Source organism: Streptomyces sp. NPDC127177 (assembly GCF_042672475.1).
In the GTDB taxonomy this organism is placed as follows: Bacteria; Actinomycetota; Actinomycetes; order Streptomycetales; family Streptomycetaceae; genus Streptomyces.
The window spans coordinates 26,078-46,144 of record NZ_JBHXUW010000004.1 but is presented as its reverse complement, the minus strand read 5'-3'; the positions used below and the strand labels follow the sequence as shown (position 1 = coordinate 46,144).

The 20,067-nt window shown below is 71.2% G+C and carries 17 protein-coding genes; 7 read left to right on the top strand and 10 right to left on the bottom strand.

What is annotated here, in order from left to right; genetic code table 11:
- Positions 1-25 precede the first annotated feature (25 nt).
- The 3 genes from ACFVJX_RS04690 (at position 26) to ACFVJX_RS04680 (ending at position 5,141) form a co-directional block, all read left to right on the top strand.
- Positions 26-1,684 (top strand): FAD-dependent oxidoreductase, encoded by a 1,659-nt coding sequence (locus ACFVJX_RS04690; protein WP_384123821.1) that lies wholly within the window; start codon positions 26-28, stop codon positions 1,682-1,684.
- Positions 1,681-3,111: an ATP-binding protein gene (locus ACFVJX_RS04685; protein WP_384123819.1), complete on the top strand. Its 1,431-nt coding sequence runs from the start codon at positions 1,681-1,683 to the stop codon at positions 3,109-3,111. Before ACFVJX_RS04690 ends, ACFVJX_RS04685 begins: the two co-directional genes overlap by 4 nt.
- A 128-nt stretch (positions 3,112-3,239) precedes the next feature.
- Positions 3,240-5,141, top strand: a complete 1,902-nt coding sequence (locus tag ACFVJX_RS04680; RefSeq protein ID WP_384123817.1) for an ABC transporter ATP-binding protein — start codon at positions 3,240-3,242, stop codon at positions 5,139-5,141.
- A gap of 79 nt (positions 5,142-5,220) precedes the next feature.
- On the opposite strand, the gene ACFVJX_RS04675 is transcribed toward ACFVJX_RS04680, so the two are convergent.
- A complete protein-coding gene (locus tag ACFVJX_RS04675) occupies positions 5,221-6,048 on the bottom strand; it encodes a PepSY domain-containing protein (RefSeq protein WP_384123816.1) in 828 nt (275 codons plus the stop codon).
- Positions 6,049-6,206: 158 nt separating this feature from the next.
- Between ACFVJX_RS04675 and ACFVJX_RS04670 the strand changes: the two genes are divergently transcribed.
- A complete protein-coding gene (locus ACFVJX_RS04670) occupies positions 6,207-6,527 on the top strand; it encodes a hypothetical protein (RefSeq protein WP_384123814.1) in 321 nt (106 codons plus the stop codon).
- Positions 6,528-6,602: 75 nt separating this feature from the next.
- Here the strand turns inward: ACFVJX_RS04670 and ACFVJX_RS04665 are convergent, their stop codons facing one another.
- The 3 genes from ACFVJX_RS04665 to ACFVJX_RS04655 form a co-directional block, all read right to left on the bottom strand.
- On the bottom strand, positions 6,603-7,640 hold the full coding sequence (locus tag ACFVJX_RS04665) for an ABC transporter substrate-binding protein (RefSeq protein ID WP_384123813.1): 1,038 nt from the start codon (positions 7,638-7,640) through the stop codon (positions 6,603-6,605).
- Between the two features lie 83 nt (positions 7,641-7,723).
- A complete protein-coding gene (locus ACFVJX_RS04660; protein WP_384123811.1) occupies positions 7,724-8,587 on the bottom strand; it encodes an ABC transporter permease in 864 nt (287 codons plus the stop codon).
- Positions 8,577-9,392: an ABC transporter ATP-binding protein gene (locus ACFVJX_RS04655; protein WP_384123809.1), complete on the bottom strand. Its 816-nt coding sequence runs from the start codon at positions 9,390-9,392 to the stop codon at positions 8,577-8,579. The genes ACFVJX_RS04660 and ACFVJX_RS04655 overlap by 11 nt, the downstream gene beginning before the upstream one ends.
- A gap of 218 nt (positions 9,393-9,610) precedes the next feature.
- Between ACFVJX_RS04655 and ACFVJX_RS04650 the strand changes: the two genes are divergently transcribed.
- From ACFVJX_RS04650 to ACFVJX_RS04640, 3 genes are all read left to right on the top strand, one after another.
- Entirely contained in the window at positions 9,611-11,209 is a 1,599-nt protein-coding gene (locus ACFVJX_RS04650; RefSeq protein WP_384123808.1) for an ATP-binding protein, read from the top strand.
- A complete protein-coding gene (locus tag ACFVJX_RS04645; RefSeq protein WP_384123806.1) occupies positions 11,206-11,904 on the top strand; it encodes a response regulator in 699 nt (232 codons plus the stop codon). The genes ACFVJX_RS04650 and ACFVJX_RS04645 overlap by 4 nt, the downstream gene beginning before the upstream one ends.
- A 125-nt stretch (positions 11,905-12,029) precedes the next feature.
- On the top strand, positions 12,030-12,392 hold the full coding sequence (locus ACFVJX_RS04640) for a DUF779 domain-containing protein (protein ID WP_384123804.1): 363 nt from the start codon (positions 12,030-12,032) through the stop codon (positions 12,390-12,392).
- A 37-nt stretch (positions 12,393-12,429) separates the two neighbouring features.
- Here ACFVJX_RS04640 and ACFVJX_RS04635 read toward each other — a convergent pair whose 3' ends face one another.
- The 6 genes from ACFVJX_RS04635 to ACFVJX_RS04610 all read right to left on the bottom strand — a co-directional run bounded on the left by ACFVJX_RS04635 (position 12,430) and on the right by ACFVJX_RS04610 (position 20,034).
- Entirely contained in the window at positions 12,430-13,191 is a 762-nt protein-coding gene (locus ACFVJX_RS04635; protein WP_384123802.1) for a hypothetical protein, read from the bottom strand.
- Between the two features lie 293 nt (positions 13,192-13,484).
- Entirely contained in the window at positions 13,485-13,679 is a 195-nt protein-coding gene (locus ACFVJX_RS04630) for a hypothetical protein (protein ID WP_350998335.1), read from the bottom strand.
- 230 nt (positions 13,680-13,909) lie between these two features.
- Positions 13,910-15,028 (bottom strand): acyl-CoA dehydrogenase family protein, encoded by a 1,119-nt coding sequence (locus ACFVJX_RS04625; protein WP_384123799.1) that lies wholly within the window; start codon positions 15,026-15,028, stop codon positions 13,910-13,912.
- Positions 15,025-16,212, bottom strand: a complete 1,188-nt coding sequence (locus ACFVJX_RS04620; RefSeq protein WP_384123797.1) for an acyl-CoA dehydrogenase family protein — start codon at positions 16,210-16,212, stop codon at positions 15,025-15,027. The genes ACFVJX_RS04625 and ACFVJX_RS04620 overlap by 4 nt, the downstream gene beginning before the upstream one ends.
- A complete protein-coding gene (locus tag ACFVJX_RS04615; protein ID WP_384123795.1) occupies positions 16,209-17,177 on the bottom strand; it encodes an NADPH:quinone oxidoreductase family protein in 969 nt (322 codons plus the stop codon). The genes ACFVJX_RS04620 and ACFVJX_RS04615 overlap by 4 nt, the downstream gene beginning before the upstream one ends.
- A 178-nt stretch (positions 17,178-17,355) precedes the next feature.
- Positions 17,356-20,034: a beta-N-acetylglucosaminidase domain-containing protein gene (locus ACFVJX_RS04610; protein ID WP_384123793.1), complete on the bottom strand. Its 2,679-nt coding sequence runs from the start codon at positions 20,032-20,034 to the stop codon at positions 17,356-17,358.
- Positions 20,035-20,067: the final 33 nt, after the last annotated feature.

The following is a 20,067-nucleotide window of genomic DNA, read 5'->3' as shown; positions in this document are numbered from 1 at the left end:
CCGTCCTTGCGGGAATGATGGCGCCATGGTGAATCCCACGATCCTGAGCGTCGACGACGACCCGGCCGTCTCCCGGGCGGTGGCCCGCGACCTCCGGCGCCAGTACGGCGACCGCTACCGCATCGTGCGGGCCCTCTCGGGCGGTGACGCGCTCGACGCGCTGCGCGAGATCAAGCTCCGCGGCGACCGGCTGGCACTGATGCTGGCCGACTACCGGATGCCGCACATGAACGGCATCGAGTTCCTGGAAGCGGCGATGGACCTGTTCCCGCTGGCCCGCCGGGTGCTGCTGACCGCGTACTCCGACACGGAGGCGGCCATCGACGCCATCAACGTCGTGGATCTGGACCACTACCTCCTCAAGCCCTGGAGCCCGCCCGAACAGCATCTCTACCCGGTGATCGACAACCTGCTGGAGCTGTGGCAGACCACGCCGGACCCGGGCGAGACGCAGATCCGGGTGGTCGGGCATCGCTGGTCGGCGCCGTCCTTCGCCGTCCGCGACTTCCTCACCCGCAATCTGGTGCCCTACCGGTGGCTGCTGTCGGACGAGCCGGAGGGACAGCGGCTGCTGGCAGCCGCTGGGCTGACCGCGGCGGACGTGCCGCTGGTCGTCACCCCGGAGGGCAAGCCCCTGGTCTCCCCCACCGAGCGGGAGCTCGCCGCCCAGGCCGGCCTCAGTACCCTGCCCGCGTCGGACTTCTACGATCTCGCGGTGGTCGGCGGCGGGCCCGCCGGTCTCGGCGCGGCCGTCTACGGCGCATCGGAGGGGCTGCGCACCATCCTGGTCGAGGAGCGGGCGACCGGCGGGCAGGCCGGGCAGAGCAGCCGGATCGAGAACTACCTCGGCTTCCCCGACGGTGTCTCCGGATCCCAGCTCACCGACCGGGCCCGCCGCCAGGCACTGAAGTTCGGGGCGGAGATCCTCAGCGCGCAGCGGGTCGTCGCCCTGGAGGAGGCGGGGGCGGGCCGGGTGCTGCATCTGGGTTCCGAGAGCTCGATCGCCGCCCACACCGTGGTGCTGGCCACCGGTGTCTCCTACCGGAGGCTGGACGGCACCGGGCTGGAGGAGTTCGCCGGGGCGGGGGTCTTCTACGGCTCCGCCGTCACCGAGGCGCCGAGCTGTTCCGGGCAGGACGTCTACATCGTCGGCGGCGCCAACTCCGCGGGCCAGGCGGCGGTGCACTTCTCGCGGTACGCGCGGCGGGTCCACGTCCTGGTGCGCCAGGGCGATCTGACGCGTTCGATGTCCAGCTATCTGATCGACCAGATCAGCGGCATCGACGCGATCGAGATCCACCCGTGGACCGAGGTGTCCGGCGGTGCGGGCGACGGGCACCTCCAGCGGCTCACTCTGCGCGACAGCCGCTCGGGCGCGGAGCACACCGTTGACGCCTCGTGGCTGTTCGTCTTCATCGGCGCCGAGCCGCGCACGCAGTGGTTGGAGGGGGTCGTCGCACGCGACGAGCACGGCTTCGTCGTGACGGGACCGGATCTGGTGGCCGGCGGCGGGCGTCCGGCCGGCTGGCAGCTGCCCCGGGACCCGTATCACCTGGAGTCGAGCGTCCCGGGGGTCTTCGCGGCGGGGGACGTACGTTCCTCGTCGGTGAAGCGGGTCGCTTCGGCCGTCGGCGAGGGAGCCATGGCGGTCTCCCTGGTGCATCGCTATCTGGAGGCGCAGTGACCGAGTCGGACCGGCTTTCGCCGGAGCAGTTGCGGACCCTGTTCCTGTTCGAGGAGCTGAGCGATGAGCAGCTCGGCTGGCTGGCGGAACGGGGCCGCAGGGAACAGCGCCCGGCCGGCACCGTGGTGTACGAGGAGGGCGAGGCCGCCACCTGCTTCTACGTGCTGCTCGGCGGGGCGATCGCGCTCAGCCGGGTGCTGCACGGCGACGACGTGGAGGTCAACCGCACCGATCAGCGCGGGGTGTACACGGGTGCGACCCGCGCCTATCTGGGTGACCGGGTCGAGCAGCGGTACGCCCATACCCTGCGGGCCGTCACCGACGCCGAGTTCTTCGTGCTGCCGGCGGAGGAGTTCGCGTACGCGGTGCGGACCTGGTTCCCGATGGCGCTGCATCTGCTGGACGGGCTGTTCTTCGGTACCCGGGCGGCCAACACGATCGTCAACGAGCGGGAGCGGCTGCTGGCCCTGGCCTCGCTGTCGGCGGGCCTCACCCACGAGCTGAACAACCCCGCGGCCGCCGCGGTGCGGGCCACCGCGGCACTGCGGGAGCGGGTGGCCGGGATGCGCCACAAGCTCGCCATGATCGCCGACGGCCGGCTGGACGGCTCCGAACTGCACCGGCTGGTCGAGCTCCAGGACGACGCGGTGCACCGGGCGGCCAAGGCCACCGGGCTGCCCGCCCTCGCGGCCGCCGACGCCGAGGACACGGTCGGCGACTGGCTGGAGGACAACGGCGTGACGGACGGCTGGGATCTGGCGCCGACCCTGGTCTCGGCGGACATCGGCGTTCCGTGGCTGTCCTCGGTCGCCGAGTCCACCGGCAGGGAGAATCTCGGCTCCACGGTGCGCTGGCTGGCCTACACGGTGGACGCGGAGCTGCTGATGGGCGAGATCGACGACGCCGTCACCCGGATCTCGGGACTGGTCGGCGCCGCCCAGCAGTACGCCCAGCTGGACCGGGCGCCGCAGCAGACCGTTGACGTGCACACCCTGCTGGACGCGACGCTCACGATGCTCCAGGCGAAGATCCCGTCCGGGGTCCGGGTGGTCAGGGAGTACGACCACGAGCTGCCGCCCGTCGCGGCGTACGGCGCCGAGCTCAACCAGGTGTGGACGAACCTGATCGTCAACGCGGTCGACGCGATGCCGGACGGGGGCACACTGACGATCCGCACCTGGCGGGAGGACGCCCGGCTGCTCGTCGAGGTGGCCGACACGGGTGCGGGCATCCCGGCCGCGATCAGGCCTCGGATCTTCGAGCCCTTCTTCACGACCAAGCCGGTCGGTGAGGGCACGGGGCTGGGGCTGGACATCTCGTACCGCATCGTCGTCAACAAGCACCACGGTGACATCCGGGTCTCCTCGGAGCCGGGCGACACCCGGTTCCAGGTGTGCCTGCCGATCGGTCCGCCGGAGGAGGACTGAGTTCCCGGGCTCCGGACGCGCCGAGCGCGATTGACCTCAAGTCCGCTTGAGACCTTAGCGTTCTGTCCGCACCCCGCAGCCGTGTCCGGCCGCCGGGAGCATCGACCCGCCGGATCCCGGAGGCACGCATGAGTATGGAAGTCACCGCTTGGTCGTCGCTGCACAGCGCGATCAACGCCCAGCAGGACCGCCGGCCCTTCTCCCGGGCCACCGTGCGTCGGATCGGCGCGTTCGCCGCGCCGCGCCGCCGCGAGCTCTACCGTTTCCTGCTGCTGAGCGTGGCCACCGCGCTGCTGGCGGTGGCCACCCCGGTGCTGGCGGGCCGGGTGGTCGACGCGATCGTGCAGGGCGGGGAGAGCGGCACGGTGATCCGGCTGGCTCTGCTGATCGCCGTGATCGCCGTGGCGGAGGCGGGGCTCGGCCTGCTGACCCGTCTGCTGTCGGCCACCCTCGGTGAGGGGCTGATCCTGGATCTGCGCACCGCGGTCTTCGACCATGTCCAGCGGATGCCGGTCGCCTTCTTCACCCGGACCCGCACCGGCGCCCTGGTGAGCCGGCTCAACAACGACGTCATCGGGGCACAGCGCGCGTTCAGCAACACCCTGTCCGGGGTGGCCTCCAACCTGGTGACGCTGCTGCTGACCCTCGGGGTGATGCTCACCATCTCCTGGCAGATCACCCTGCTCGCACTCGTCCTGCTACCGGTGTTCGTCGTACCCGCGCGGCGGATGGGCTCCAGGATGGCCCGGATGCAGCGTGAGGCCGCCGGTCACAACGCCGCCATGGGCACGCAGATGACCGAGCGCTTCTCGGCTCCCGGCGCGACCCTGGTCAAGCTCTTCGGCCGGCCTGCCGACGAGTCCGCCGAGTTCGCCGCCCGCGCCCGCCGGGTTCGTGACATCGGCATCCGTACCGCCATGGCGCAGTCGACGTTCATCACGGCGCTGACCCTGGTCTCGGCGCTGGCTCTGGCGCTCGTCTACGGGCTCGGCGGCTACTACGCGATCCGCGGCAGTCTGGAACCCGGCGCGGTCGTCGCGCTCGCACTGCTGCTCACCCGCCTCTACGCCCCGCTGACGGCGCTGGCGGGTGCCCGGGTGGAGGTGATGAGCGCGCTGGTGAGCTTCGAGCGCGTCTTCGAGATCCTCGATCTGAAGCCGCTGATCGCCGAGAAGCCGGACGCCCGCAAGGTGCCGGAGGGGCCGGTGTCGGTGGAGTTCGACCAGGTCTCCTTCGGATATCCGTCCGCCGACAAGGTCTCGCTCGCCTCGCTGGAAGAGGTGGCCACGCTGGACAGCCGGGGCGGTACACAGGTGCTGCACGAGGTGTCCTTCCGCGCCGAACCGGGCCGGATGGTCGCCCTGGTCGGCTCCTCCGGCGCCGGCAAGTCGACGATCGCGCAGCTGCTGCCCCGTCTGTACGACGCCGACTCCGGGTCCGTACGGCTGAACGGCGTCGATGTGCGCGATCTGAGCGCGACGTCGATCCGCGAGACGCTCGGAATGGTCACCCAGGACGGGCACCTCTTCCACGAGTCCATCCGGGCCAATCTGACCCTCGCCAGGCCCGGGGCGAGCGAGGACGACATCTGGGACGCCCTGCGCCGCTCGCGCCTGGACGGGCTCGTGGCCTCGCTGCCCGACGGGCTCGACACGGTGGTGGGTGAACGCGGCTACCGGCTCTCGGGCGGTGAGCGGCAGCGGCTGACCATCGCCCGGCTGCTGCTCGCCCGGCAGCGCGTCGTCATCCTCGACGAGGCGACCGCGCACCTCGACTCGACCTCGGAGGCGGCGGTGCAGGAGGCACTGGCCGAGGCACTGGAGGGTCGCACCGCCGTGGTGATCGCCCACCGGCTCTCGACCGTGCGGGCGGCCGACCTGATCCTGGTCGTCGAGGAGGGACGGGTCGTCGAACGCGGCACCCACAGCGAGCTCCTTGCCGCGGGCGGCAGGTACGAGGAGCTGTACCGGACGCAGTTCGACTCGCCCGAGGCTGCCGGGACGCGGGTGGAGTCCGTACCAGCCGAATGAGAGCCGCAGGAGCGTGAAGCCGCCCCCGGTCCGTGCGGACCGGGGGCGGCTTTCGACGGGGCTTCGTACTGCGGGCGGGTCAGTCGTTGTCGACGTCCTCGCTGACGACGGTGCCCTTGGCCGCGTCGACGTCGACGGTGGTCTTCTTCCAGTCCTTGCCGACGACGTCGACGGACCAGACGAGGACGTTCTTGTCGTTCTCGTCCAGGTCGACGGAGGTCACGGTGCCCTTGACCTTGTCAGTCGCGGTCTTGGCGGCCTTCTGCGCCGTCTGGGTGGCCTTGGCGATCCTGTCGGCCGTGCGGCTCTTGTCCTCGGTGTCCTGTCCCTGCTTCTCGACGGTCTGGAGCACCTTGCCGGAGACCGCGTCGACACGCACGGTGTGCTCGGTGCCGTCCTTCGCGGCGACCGTCGCGACCCATTCCGGGCCGGTGGGCGAGGGCGAGGGGCTGGCGGACGGCGAGGAACCGGCACCGCTCGGGGAGGCGCTCGCACTCGCGCTCGCACTCCCACTCGCGGACGCGCTCGCGGACGCCGACGCGGACGCGTCGGTGTCGTCGTCCGACTTCTCCGGGCCCTTGAGGTCGAGCTCGATCAGCTTGCCGCCGGGGACCGCTCCCACGGCGGTGGTGACCGCCTTGTCGAAGGTGATCTTGGTGGAGTCCAGCAGCTTCTTGCGCTCCTGCTGGTCCTCGCTCAGCGAGGCGCTCGGGCTGGGCGAGGCGGTGGTCGTCCGCTCCGGGACGGCGCGCGCGGCTTCGGAGGTCTCCGTGCTCGCCGACTTGCTGCCGCTGTCCTGGCCGCAGCCGGTGAGCAGGGCCGCCGTCAGGACGACGCAGGCGGCGCCGGCCGCACGGAGGCGGTGGGCACGGAGGAGTCCGGTCTTCTTGGGGGGTTCACATGTCATGCCCGCATGCCTAACCGCCCTGCGCGTCCGGCATGTGGGGTAAGCGGTCGGTATCACCCGATCACCCGTGTTCCGGTCCGGAAGGGTGTCCGGAAGTCCTTGCGAATATTGGTTCCCCGCGGGTCGCGATCCGGCGGCTTTGGTGCGAGCCTGGGAGTATGACCTGGGCGTCCTGGACGACTCGCGGAGTGTATTCGGGGCACGGCGGCGTGCTCACCGAAGAGGTCGGGCCGCTGTCCGGCGATCTGACCGTGCACACCACATGGGCCGATGACACCGCACAGATAACCGTGCAGTACACCGACGCAGCCGACTGGTTCACCATGGCGGGCAGCCCCGTGCCCTGTTCCTCGGAAGGGGACAGCCGTGCGCTGCACGAGGCCGTGGTGAACGCCGTCCGGCGGGGTTCCGCGGCCACGGTTCCGACCGCGTGCCTGGAGCCCGGCGGACAGGCCGGCACCACCACCGCCCCCGAGTAGAACCGCGAGCCGTCAGAGCTGAAGCACGAGCGTGCGCCCGCACGCGGACCGTACGGGCGCACCATGAGGCGTGCGTCAGTGCGCCTTCTTCACGAACTCCGTGGTGTACGTCTTGGAGAGGTCCACGTCGGCGTTCTTCAGGTTGGGGTTGAAGGCCTTCAGGACCCGCTCGACGGTGGCCGGCCCGTCGGCGGGCATCACGCCGTCCGTGGTGAACATCGGCAGCGTGTTCTTGATGGACTGCGCGTAGAGGGCCGCCCCGCCGCCCTGCGCGTAGTCGGCCGGCATCTTCGCGGCGATCTCGTCCGCGCTGTGCGTCGACATCCACTTCAGGGTCTTCACGAAGGCGTTGGCCAGCTTCTGCACGGTCGCCTTGTGACCGTTGACCCAGTCGGTCTGCATGTAGAGGCTGGAGGACGGGTACAGCCCGCCGAGCGCCTTCCTGGAGCCCTCCGGCGTCCTCATGTCGATGAGGATCCTGCCCAGCTTCTTGTCCAGCACGGTGGCCACGGTGGGATCGGTCGTCATACCCCCGTGGATGGAACCCTGCTGGAGCGCGGAGATGAACGTCTGCCCGGCTCCGACCGCGACGGGGGTGAACTCGCTGGTCTCTACGCCGTTCTTCACGGCGAGGTACTTCGTCAGGAAGTCGGTGGATGAGCCGAGCCCCGTCACGCCCAGCCTCTTGCCCTTGAAGTCCCCGGCCGAGCCGATGTCGCCCGCCGCCTTGTTCGAGACCATCTCGACCTCTCCCGGTGCCTGGGAGAGCTGGACCACCGACTGGACGTGCTTGCCCTTCACCTGGAGGTCCAGCGTGTGGTCGTAGAAGCCGACCGTCCCCTGCACATCGCCGGAGACCAGCGCGGTCTCCGCCTGGACACCGGCGGGCTCGGTCAGCAACTGGACGGCCACGCCCTCGTCCTTGAAGTAGCCGAGCCGCTCGGTGAGCATCGCCGGCAGGTAGATGACCTTGTCCAGGCCACCCACCATGATCTTGACCTTGTCGTTCTTGTCGCCTGACGCGGAGGTGGAGTCGCCTCCGCAGCCGGTCAGGCTCGCCGCGGCGAGCACTCCGGCGACGGCGAGTGCCGGGATCCGTGGGGACATACGCATCTGGTTTCACGTCCTTGTGAGAAACAGCCTGGGAAGCAGTCTGAGTAACAGCGGAGGGGGCGGTGCCCGGGGAGGGGAGACGCTCAGCGCGCGGTGTCGGCGTCGGCCGGCTTCCAGCGGAAGAGCTTCTTCTCCAGGAAGGTGAGCAGCCCCTCGGCGAGCAGGGCGACGACCGCGAGGATGACCATGGCGGCGTAGACGCCGGCCGCGTTGAAGGTGCCCTGCGAGGCGGCGACCAGCAGACCGAGCCCCTTGGTGGCGCCGATGTACTCACCGACGATCGCGCCGATCAGCGCGAAGCCGAAGCTGACGTGGAGGCTGGTGAAGATCCATGAGGTGGCCGAGGGGATGACCACCTGAAGGGTCACCTGCCGGTTGCTGGCGCCCAGGATGCGGGAGTTGGCGACGAGGTTGCGGTCGACCTCCCTGGCCCCTTGGAAGGCGTTGAAGAAGACGGGGAAGAACACCAGGACGACCGCGGAGGCGACCTTCGAAGCCGGGCCGAGGCCGAACCAGATCAGGAAGATCGGCGCGAGCACGATACGCGGGAGCGCGTTGAGCACCTTGATGTACGGGCCGAGGACATCGGCGGCGAAGCGGACCCGGCCCAGCGCGATACCGAGCAGCACCCCGGCGATCACACCGATGACCCAGCCGAGCAGCGCCTCGTAGAGCGTGTACCAGATCTGCTCCCACAGGGAGCCCTGGGCGGTGCCGTCGGTCACCCAGACGCGTATCTGGTCCCAGATCTTCGACGGCATGGAGAAGTTGAACGGGTCGATGACCGCGGTCCTGGCCAGCCACTCCCACAGCCCGACGACCGCGACGAGCACGGCGATCCGGCTGCCCAGCACCAGCAGCCTGCGGTTGCGGGCGGCCCGCGCCCTGGCCTCCGTGCGTCCCGACTTGGTCACGGCGACATCCTTGGTGAGGGTCTCAGGCGGCATCTGCGGCACCCCTCTCACGGGTGATGCGGACCTCTTCGCCGAGCGAGGACCAGATCTCCCGGTAGATCTCCAGGAACCGGGGCTCCAGCCGTACCTGCTCCACCTTGCGCGGGCGCGGCAGGCCGATCTCGAAGACCTCCTTGACCGTGGCCGGTCCGGCCGTCATGACGACCACCTTGTCGGCCAGGGCGATGGACTCCTCCAGATCGTGTGTGACGAAGACGACGGAGGCTCCCGTGCCGCCCCACAGCTCCAGCAGTTCGTCGGACATCAGCGCCCGGGTCTGTACGTCGAGCGCCGAGAACGGCTCGTCCATCAGCAGGATCTCCGGGTCGTTGACGAACGTCGCCGCGAGTGCGACCCGCTTGCGCTGACCGCCGGAGAGCTGGTGCGGATAGCGGTCCTCGAACGTGGACAGCCCGACCCTGTCGAGCCAGGCCCGCGCCCGTTCCTTCGCCTCCGCCTTCGGCACGCCCCGGAAACGGGGGCCCGCCATCACATTGGACAGAACGGTCCGCCAGGGGAAGACGGCGTCCTGCTGGAAGACGAAGCCGACCTTGTCGCCGATGCCGCGCACCGGCTCGCCGGAGACCAGCACCTCGCCCTCGGTGGGCTCCTCGAGGCCGCTGATCAGGGTCAGTGTCGTCGACTTGCCGCAACCGGTCGGGCCGACGACGGCGACGAACTCGCCCCGGCCGATCGTCAGGTCAAGATCCCGTACGGCGGTGTGGAGCGCCCCCGACGGAGTCCGGAACGCTTTGCTCGCCCCCCGCAGCTCGATGGCGGGGCTCGTTTCGCTGTTCATGGGCCGGGACGCTAGGGGCCCTCCGGCGGCAGCGGGAGCCTTGCGCCCACAACCGTGGGTTCTGCCCGTTACCCATGGTTGTGCTCATTGTGCTCACGCCCGTACAACGAAGCGGAGACGGGGGCTAGGCAGCGAGGTCGGTGCCGTTTACGTTGCGTTCACACCGAACGAATCGGAGCGCCGGATTCGAGGACCGCCGAAGAGCAGGGGACACAGGCATGCGGATTCACTGGCCCCGCCGTGTCTTCGCCCAGGTCCTGCTCACCCAGGTGGTCATCACGACGGGGGTGGTCATGCTCGTCACGGGGCTCTTCCTGGCCCCCCTCAGCCATGAGCTCGACGACCAGGCGATGCGCCGGGCCCTGTCGATCGCCCAGACCACCGCCGCCGAACCCGGCCTGGTCGACAAGCTGCTGACCACCGATCCCGACCCGTCGGGGCCCGTGCAGGCCGAGGCGGAGCGGATCCGGTGGGCCACCGGGGCGTTGTACATCGTGGTGATGGACACCCGGGGGGTGCGCTGGTCGCACACCGAGACCGACCGGATCAACGAGCGCGTCTCCACCGATCCGGGTACGGCGCTGAGCGGCCGCGAGGTCATGCAGATCGACATCGGCACCCTGGGCCGCTCGGCCCGGGCGAAGGTGCCGCTGCGCGACCGTTCCGGCACCGTGGTCGGGGCCGTCTCGGTGGGGATTGCCTACAAGAACGTCCGGCAGGGGCTGCTGAGCACCATTCCGGTGCTTCTGCAGTACGCGGGCGCCGCACTGGCCGCGGGGGTGCTGGCAGCGCTCGCCGTCTCCCGGCGCCTCCAGCGCAGCACCCACGGACTGGCGTTCGCTGACATCTCGGCGCTGCTGGACGAGCGCGAGGCGATGCTGCACAGCATCCGGGAGGCCGTGCTCGCACTCGATTCGCGCGGCCGCATCCGGCTGCTCAACGACGAGGCGCAGCGGCTGCTGGAGCTGACCGCGGACGCCGTCGGCAGGACGCTGGGCGAGGTGCTGCCACCGGGCCGTACGGCGGAGGTACTGGCAGGCCGGGTCGACGGCACCGATCTGCTCACCGTCTCCCGGGGGCGGGTGCTGATCGCCAACCGGATGCCCACCGGCGACGGCGGGGCGGTCGTGACGTTGCGCGACCGTACCGAGCTCGAACTGCTCGGCCGCGAGCTGGATTCCACGCACGGGCTGCTCGACGCGCTGCGCGCCCAGGACCACGAGCACGCCAACCGGCTGCACACCCTGCTGGGGCTGCTGGAGCTCGGCAGGCACGAGGCGGCGGTGGAGTTCGTCACCGAGGTGGCCGACGGGCACCGGGCGTCGGCCGAGCAGGTCGCCGAGCGGGTGAACGATCCGCTGCTGTCGGCCCTGCTGGTGGGCAAGTCGGCCGTGGCCGCCGAACGCGGGGCGGTCTTGCGGGTGTCCGCCGCGACCCGGCTGCCCGATGTCGTGGTGGACCCGCGCGATCTGGTGACCGTCCTGGGCAACCTGATCGACAACGCCCTGGACGTCGCGACGCTGGTCGAGGTCGAGGTGCTCGCCGAGGGCACCACCGCGGTTCTGCGGGTCAGCGACAACGGACCCGGGGTGCCCGTGGCGGCGCGGGAGCAGATCTTCACGGAGGGCTGGTCGACCAAGGAGTCCCCCGCCCACCGGGAACGCGGACTCGGGCTGGCGCTGGTGCGCCGTCTCGCCGAGCGCTACGGCGGTGCGGCCCGGGTCACCGCCAGGGCCGGCGGCGGCGCGGTGTTCACCGTGGTCCTGCCTGAGGCGCTCGCCGTCCGGCAGCGAGCCGAAGTGGGAGAGTCGAAGTGATAGACGTTCTGGTGGTCGACGACGACTTCCGGGTTGCGGAGATCAACGCCGCCTATGTGGCCAAGGTGCCGGGGTTCCGTGTCGTCTCCCGCGCCCACACGGCCGCGCAGGCGCTGTCCGTGCTGACCCGCGAACACGTCGATCTGATCCTGCTCGATCACTATCTGCCGGACCGGACGGGGCTCGCACTGGTGCGTCAGCTGCACCAGCTCGGCCATCCGGCCGACGTGATCATGGTGACGGCCGCCCGCGACGTCGTGACCGTGCGGACCGCCATGCGGTACGGCGCCCTGCAGTACCTGGTCAAGCCGTTCAGCTTCGGCGGCCTGCGTTCCAAACTGGAGAGTTACGCGACGCTGCGGCGCACTCTGGAGGGCGTGGAGAGCCGTCGCGGCGAAGCGGGCCAGGAACAGGTCGACCAGATCTTCGGGGCGCTGCGCACCTCGCAGGCCGTATCAGCTGCCGGCCTGCCCAAGGGGCACTCGGCGCCCACCGCCGACGTCATCCGCCAGGTCCTGTCGGCGGCCGGTGAGCCCTTGTCCGCGCACGAGGTCGCCGCCCGTGCCGGACTGAGCCGCTCGACGGCCCAGCGCTACCTCAAGTACCTGGAGGGGGCGGGCCGGATCAGCCTCAGTCTGAAGTACGGCGACACCGGCCGGCCGGAACACCGCTACGCCTGGGCGGCGGCGGGCTGAGGTGGCCGGCCGGCGCAACCCTTCTGCAACGTCCGGCCTGGTTGTATGGGAACCATGTACGCACCGCGTTCCGCCAGGTGCGGGGAGAGGGGCCGATCCGTGAACCGATCCGAGGTGCCGCTGCCATGAACTCCGCTGACGTGCAGCCGGTGGAACTCACCCCCGCCGCCGCCGATCTGGTGCGGCGGCTGCGTGAGCTCCACGGGCCGTTGATGTTCCATCAGTCGGGCGGCTGCTGCGACGGAAGCGCACCCATGTGCTACCAGGACGGCGAGTTCCGTACCGGCGGCTCCGACGTGGTGCTCGCCTCCCTGGAGGTCGACGGGGTGGCGGAGCGCGTCCCGTTCTGGATGTCGAGGAGCCAGTTGGAGGTGTGGGCGCACACCCGGCTGATCGTGGATGTGGTGGAGGGCCGGGGCAGTGGCTTCTCGCTGGAGGCCCCGGAGGGGGTGCGGTTCCTGATCCGCTCACGGCTCGTGGGCGGCTGAGCGGGAGCGGCACCCCGGTCCGGGTGGTGTTGCCCGGTCACGCGCCTTCCGGACGTGTCCGGCCGGGCCTCCCGCGGCGCTCCCCGGTGCGGCGGTCGAGCATCTCGCGCCGGATCCCGGCAGCCGTGGCCCTGGCCCGGTCCGAGGTCGCCCGGCGGTCCGCCTGGGCGGGTACGAAACGATGCAGCGCGTGCGCGCACTGCGGGCACGCGGCGTCGGTGTGGATCAGCCGGCCGTCCTCGCACTGCGGGTCGGCACAGAGCGCCCCGCGGAGCAGCTGTTCGGCGATCTCCAGGAGCGACCGGCGGGGCCCGCCCTCCTCGTTCTTCTCCTGGAGCGTGTGCGCCCAGCGGGCGTTCCACCGCCGCTCGACCCGGTCCAGGAGCTGATCCGCGCTGCGCCGGCCGAGCTCCAGGTGGATCAGTTCGACGAGTTCGGACGGATATCGGCCGCCGAACTCCCGCATCAGGGGCTGCGGAAGCGCGTGCAGGAGATAGCCGACCGGGTCCGCCCCCGCCCGTTGCCACTTCCGGCACTGGCAGTCGCCGTCCGCCGAAAGCGGCGTGCGGCACCGGCCGCACAGCCCTCGGCAGTCACCGCACAGCCCGTGGTCGAGCCCGTCCAGATGCCGGGCGGGCGCCCGGCCGCACTCACGACAGCAGGAGGCGCACAGCCCGCAGAGCCGCTCGAAGCCGACCGCCGTCGTCCAGGGCCGCTGCTGGCACCGGCAGCAGCGGCTGCTGTTGCAGTGCTCGTGGTGCACGGCGGCCGGTTCACGGCCGAGTGGGGCGTACGACATGCTGCGTTCTCCGGGTCCCGGCTCGATGCGTCACCCGGTGGCCGTTGCCGTGCCGGACAGGTCGCGGCCCCTGTCCCACCGCACCCCATCCGACCGTTTCACAGCTGGATGACCACGGTCTCCGAATGGTCGCACAATGCCACCGAGTGACCGAAATGACCACATCACGGATCGATCGGGACCCGCCCGTGCGCGCTTTCGTGCCGCTGCCTGACCTTACCGCCGGCGGCAGGGTTGGACGATGCCGCAGTGAACAGCATGACGGCCCCGCCGCACGGGACCACCGGACCGGGTCAGGGCCTGATGCTGCTGACGACGTCGGCGGTGGCTGTGAGGCCCTCCTGGATGGTGGGCGCCATGCTCGTCCCCGCGAGGAAGAAGCCCAGCAGGGCACAGACCAGCGCGTGCGAGACCTTCAGTCCGCCATTGCGCAGGAAGATCACCGCCAGGATCAGCAGAAGCAGCACCAGTGAGATCGAAATGGCCATGGCCAACCTCCTCCGCCGCGCCGGAATTGCGGCATTCGGCCGCCAGTGTGGCGTAGCGGAGGAGCCATCCGGCGCACTGGCGTATCCGCCAAACGGGTACGCCTGGGCGATCGCCGACGGGGCGGAGCGCACAGGTCGGACAGTCGCACCGGGGCTCGCCCCGGGCCGCCTCCGTCGTACGTACGGAGAAGGCCGGCGAGCCCCGCCGGATCATCGGTCGCGCGGCGGTGTCAGGGCGCCGGCAGCTCCATCAGTTCCGCGACGGTCTCGCGGTGGCGGCCCGCCGTGCCGTACGCGATCGAGTCCGCCTTGGCGCGCTTCAGGTACAGGTGCGCCGGATGCTCCCAGGTCATCCCGATGCCGCCGTGGAGCTGGACGCACTCCTCCGCCGCGTGGACGGCCACCTTGGAGCAGTACGCCTGCGCGACAGCCACCGCCAGCGGTGTGTCGGGGCTGCCGGTGGCCAGCGCGTCCGCGGCGTTGCGCGCCGCGGCCCGCGCGGAGACGACCTCGAGCCAGAGCTGCGCCATGCGGTGCTTGAGCGACTGGAACGAGCCGACCGGGCGGTTGAACTGGTGACGCTCACGCGTGTACCGGACCGTCTCCGTCAGGCACCACTCGGCGAGTCCGAGCTGTTCGGAGGCGAGCAGCCCGGCCCCGGCCAACAACCCCCTGCGGACGGCCTCCTGCGCCGTCCCGGGGTCCGCGAGGCGGGTTCCGGTGGCGCCGGCGAGGGTGATTCGGGCAAGCGGGCGGGTCAGGTCGAGCGCCACGAGCGGTTCCACGGTGACGCCGTCGGCGGCCGCGTCCACGGCGTACAGGCCGTCGCCGGTGGGCACCAGCAGCACATCGGCGGCGGTCGCGTCGGCGATCGGGCCGAACGTCCCGTCGAGGGTGCCGGTGAAGGTGGCGGGGTCCGGCGCGGCGGCGGCGAACGGTACGGCGAGTACGGCGGTCTTGCGGCCCGCGGCGAGTTCGGCGAGGAGACCGGCCACCGGCTCGTCCTGCCCTCCGAGCGCCAGCAGTGTCTCGGTCGCGACGACCGCGCTGGTCAGGTAGGGGGCGGGGGCGACGCTGCGCGCGAGTTCCTCGATGACCACCGCGGCCTCGCGGTGGGTGGCGCCCTGCCCGCCGAGCTTCTCGGGCACCAGGAGTCCGGCCGCGCCGATGTCGGCGGCGAGCGCCTTCCAGAGCCGGGGGTCGTACGGCGTGCCGGACTCGGTACGGGCGATCACCGCCGGCGCGTCGCACCGGTCGTCGAGCAGCGAGCGGACGGCTGCCCGCAGGTCCTCCTCGGCCTCCGAGTAGAGGAGGTCGGGAGTCCGGCTCTCTTCGGTCCGTGCGGTCATCGGGACAGGTCCTTCCAGGCGACGTCCTTGTCGTTGCGCGGCTCGGCCGGCAGGCCGAGCACGCGTTCGGCGACGATGTTGAGCAGTACCTCGCTCGTGCCGCCCTCGATGGAGTTGCCCTTCGAGCGGAGGTAGCGGTAGCCGGCGTCGCGTCCGGTGAAGTCGACGAGGTCGGGGCGGCGCATCGTCCAGTCGCTGTACAGCAGGCCCTCGTCACCGAGCAGTTCGACCTCGAGGCCGCTGATCTCCTGGTTGAGCCCGGCGAAGGCGAGCTTCATGCCGGAACCCTCGGGGCCGGGCTGCCCGGCGACCAGCTGCTGGCGCAGGCGGGTGCCGGTGAGCCGGGCGACCTCCGCCTCCACCCAGAGGGTCAGCAGGCGCTGGTGCAGGTCCGGGGTACGCAGCTCCGGGCGTTCGCGCCAGGTCCTGGCGACCGGGCCGATCATGCCGCCCTCGCGCGGGATACGGGCTCCGCCGATGGAGACGCGCTCGTTCATGAGTGTCGTCTGCGCGACCTTCCAGCCCTCTCCGACCGGGCCGAGCCTGTGGCTGTCGGGGATGCGCACCCCGGTGAGGAAGACCTCGTTGAACTCGGCCTCACCGGTGATCTGGCGCAGCGGCCGCACCTCGACGCCGGGGTCGGTCATATCGCAGATGAAGTAGCTGATGCCTCGGTGCTTGGGCGCGTCCGGGTCGGTGCGGGCGATGAGGATCGCCCAGCGCGCCACATGGGCGCTGGACGTCCAGACCTTCTGCCCGTCGATCACCCAGTCCTCGCCGTCGCGCACGGCGCGCGTGCCGAGGGCGGCCAGGTCGGAGCCGGCTCCCGGCTCGCTGAAGAGCTGGCACCACACCTCGTCGCCGACCCACAGGGGGCGCAGGAAGCGCTTCTTCTGCTCGTCGGTTCCGTAGCCGAGGACGGTCGGGGCGGCCATGCCCAGGCCGATGCCGATGCGGCGCGGATCGTTGTCCGGCGCGTTCGCCGCTTCGAGTTCGGCGTCGACGACCGGCTGCAGGGAGCGCGGCGCGTCAAGTCCGCCGAGCCCGGCCGGGTAGTGCACCCAGGCCAGTCCGGCGTCGAAGCGCGCCTTGAGGAAGTCGGTGCGGTCGGTGGTGGCCGGCGGGTGGGCGGCGAGGAGTTCCCGGGTGCGGCGGCGCAGTTCGGCGGCGTCGGGGGCGGTCATCGGGCGGCTCCCGAAGGGAGGACGACGATGCGGCCGGTGCTGGTGCCGTCGGCGACGCTCTGGACAGCGGCGGCCGCGCCTGCCATCGGGACGCGTTCGCTGATCAGCGGCTTGACGACGCCCTCGGCGGCGAGCCGGGTCAGCTCCTGGTGACAGTCACGGACCGCCTGCGGGTCCTTCGTGTTGTACAGACCCCAGTGGAGGCCGAGGACCGAGTAGTTCTTCACCAGGGCGTGGTTGAGCGCGGGGGTGGGGATGACACCGCCGGCGAAACCGACGACGACGATCCGGCCCTCGAAGGCGATGCACTTCACGGACTTGGCGTAGGCGTCGCCGCCGACCGGGTCATAGACGACGTCGGCGCCGCGCCCTCCGGTGGCCTCCTTGACGGCCGCGACGATGTCGTCGGTGCGCCGGTCGATGACCAGGTCACAGCCGAGTGCGGTGGCCGCCTTCGCCTTCTCGGGGCCGCCGACCACACCGATGACGGTGGCGCCCGCCGCCTTGCCGAGCTGGACGGCCGCGCTGCCGACGCCGCCGGCCGCGGCGTGGACGAGCAGGGTCTCGCCCGCCTGGAGGCGGGCCCGGCGGTGCAGTCCGAACCAGCCGGTCTGGTAGCCGATGTGCAGGGCGGCTGCCTCCGCGTCGTCGAGGGCCTCGGGTGCGGGCAGCAGGGCCGCCTCGTCCGCGACGACGTACTGGGCGAATCCTCCGTCGGGCAGGGCGGGGGTGGCGAGTACCCGGCGCCCGTCCTCGGTCCTGCCGCAGATCTCCACGCCGGGCGTGAACGGCAGCGGCGGCCGTACCTGGTACTGGCCGCGGCAGAGCAGCGCATCGGGGAAGTTGATGTTCGCCGCGAGCACCTCGATGAGCACCTGCCCGTCGCCGGGCGTGGGCCGGTCCGTCTCTTCCAGCCGCATCACCTCGCTCGGCTCGCCGTTCCGGTGCACTCGCCATGCCTGCATGAGGGGCCTCCACAACACTGTCGGCATTACCACTGCTCCGGCGCATACTAAGCGGTCGCTTGCCCCTCTGGGAACAACCTGCGGCGGGTGACCGTTCTCACCGGAGCGTGACGTGGGTGTGCGCCCGGCCCCGCCCACGAGAGTGCGGCGGCGCCGGACGCACGGCGGGACCGGCCGGCTACTCGCCCACCACCACCTCCGCGATCTGCGGCGCCGGGGCGCCCTTGCGCCAGGCGAGCCTCACCGCGTCGGCGGTCCCGCCTCGGGTGTCGATCCTGGTGTACGGCCCGGCGAGCTTCCCGACGGTCCGCCAGCCGCCGTCCCCGTTCCGCAGCTGGATGTCCGCCGCGCTCCCGGATCCGGCCGGCTGGAGGACCGTGACGGTGCCGGCCGCACGCGCGGCGCCGAGTCCGATCTCCAGGGACTCGCCCGTCCCCGGGGCGCGCGCCGCGCGGTAGACGGTGCCCGGGTCTCCGTCGGCCGCCGACGCCAGGGCGGATCCGGTGGCCGCCGGCGGGTTGCCGGTGACCGTGGCCTGCGTGGTCGTGACGTGGAACTCGCGGACGACCACCCAGCTGGTCTGGTCCGCGGTCGCCCTCGCCCGCACATAGCGGGCCTTCGTGCCGGCGGGCGGGGCCGCGGTGACGTCCGCCTGCCCGGAGAAGTCGGCGAGCCGCTCCCAGCTCCTGCCGTCGGCCGAGTACTCCAGCACCCCCGCGTGCAGGTAGTCGTCGGTACTGCCGGGCTTGCCCATGGCCAGCGCGATGTCGCCGATGCCCCTGGAGCCGCCCAGGTCGACGGTGAGCTGATCGTCCACCGCGGGTGCCCCGTCGCTCCAGAAGTACGTGGAGTCGTCGCCGTCGAGGACCCGGGAGACGTCATTGGTCTGGTACGTGCCGAGGTTCGTCGACGCGGTGGGCCTGCCGCTCACGCCGAGCGTCCGGTCGTGCTCGGCGGTCGCCGCCCCGATGAACGCGTCCAGCACCCCGTCACCGACGTGGACGGGCACCTTGCCGCCGTCGAGCCCCGTGTAGACGAAGGACTTGGCCTTCTCCACCTGCGCGGGCAGCTGCTGCCGGAGCTCCCAGGCCCGCGCCCCCTTGCCCGCGCGGGCCGCCTCGACCATGCGCAGGGCGGTGCGGGAGGCGGTCGCCCAGGACTCGGTGGCGTCCAGCCAGGGCCCCGAGTCGTCGATGAAGCCCCGGTCCGGAAGTCCTGCGCGCAGCCGGGCGGGGGCTGCGCCGAGGTCTCCGAGGACGAAGGTGAGCCGCTTCGCGTCGCCGGTCTTCCAGTAGCGTGCGAACTCCGCCGCCAGCTCCGGCGCCTTGTCGGTGTTGAGCGCGGAGCTGTAGTTGACGTCGGCGAAGGCGCGCAGCGCCCGCTGGGTGCGGACGTCCCCACCCGCGTACTCCTTGAGACCCTTGCCCCATGAGGTGCGCGGATCGTACGCGGCGTCGTTCCAGGAGTAGTCCGCGACGGTGTACAGCGAGAGCTTCGAGGCGTACGGCTGGATCATCGGGTTGGCGGTGATGCCGGCGAGCCTGCCCGGCAGACCCTTCTCGCGTCCGTTGAACGGGCCCAGGAGCAGACGGTCGGTCGCGTAGTCGTTCACCGGGTAGTTGTCCCAGGTGAGGATCGGATGCCCGAACACCTCGCGGGCTGCGTCGGCCTGGGCGACCGTCATGGTCGGTGCGACCACTCCCACTCCGGTCCACTCGACGAGAACGTCCGGGTCGAGCTGCTCCGACAGCGCCGACTTGTACGCGGATCCGCTGACGTTGTAGTACTCGGTGGGGACCATCTGGAGCGGCTGGGCGCCGGGGTGGGTCGCGACGAACTCCTTGTTGACCCGGTTCAGCAGGTAGGCCTGAGCGGCGCCCGCCGCACCGCCGCCGGTCCCCCACTTCGCCTTGTCGGCATCGCAGTTCCAGTCGGTGTAGCTGATGTCGTCGAGCGGCACGGCGAAGGTCCGTACGCCGATGTCCCAGATCGTCTGGAACTTGTCGACGAGCGCCTGCACGTCCTGGTCCGAGCTGTAACAGACCGACAGACCGGGTGAGAGCGCGTACGTGAACTCGACGTGCCGCTCGACCGCCCGGTCGGTGAGCTGCTTGATCTGCGCCAGTTGATCGGCGGGGTAGGGGTCGCGCCACTTCTCACGGAGGTAGGCGTCGTCCTTCGGCGAGTACACGTAGATGTTCATCTTGTGCTCGCCGTAGTAGTCGAGCTGGTCCAGCCGGGCCTCGTGCGACCAAGGGGTGCCGTAGAAGCCCTCGATGACGCCGCGCAGTGCGGTACCCGGCCAGTCGCGCACCGCGAGTCCGCCGACCCCGGCCCCCGGGGCCTTCCGGTGCGGCAGGACCTGGCGCAGGCTCTGCGCGGCGTAGTACGTGCCGGTGGTGTCCTTGCCGGCGAGGACGATGCGGCCCGCACCGATGCCGAGGACGTACCCGTCGGCGGGCAGTTCGGATGGGCCTTGAAGCTTCTGGGCGGCGAGCGCGCCGGCGTCACCGACGTGGACGGTGAGGCCGGTCGCCGACGGCCGGGAGGCCCGGACGACGCGGTTGGCGCCGGCCTGTTTCAGGGCCGTCTCCACCACGTCGAGCGAGGACGCGTCGGCCGTCTCCCCGGCCACCACGGTCACGGTGGGGGTGACGGTGATCCGGTCGGACCGCCTCTTCACGGACTGCGGGGTGGGGGTGATGACGGGATTCGCGGGGTCGTCCTGGGCCTTCGCCGGGGTGCCGGCCCCGGTGGGGCCCGCCGCTTGGGCGGACGGCCCGGCGGCCAGCAGACCACCTACGAGCATGGCCGCCGCCGCGGCGAGAGCGGTGAGGCGGGGTGGGCGAGGCGTCACAGATCCTCCATTGATCACTTAAGTCACCAGAGT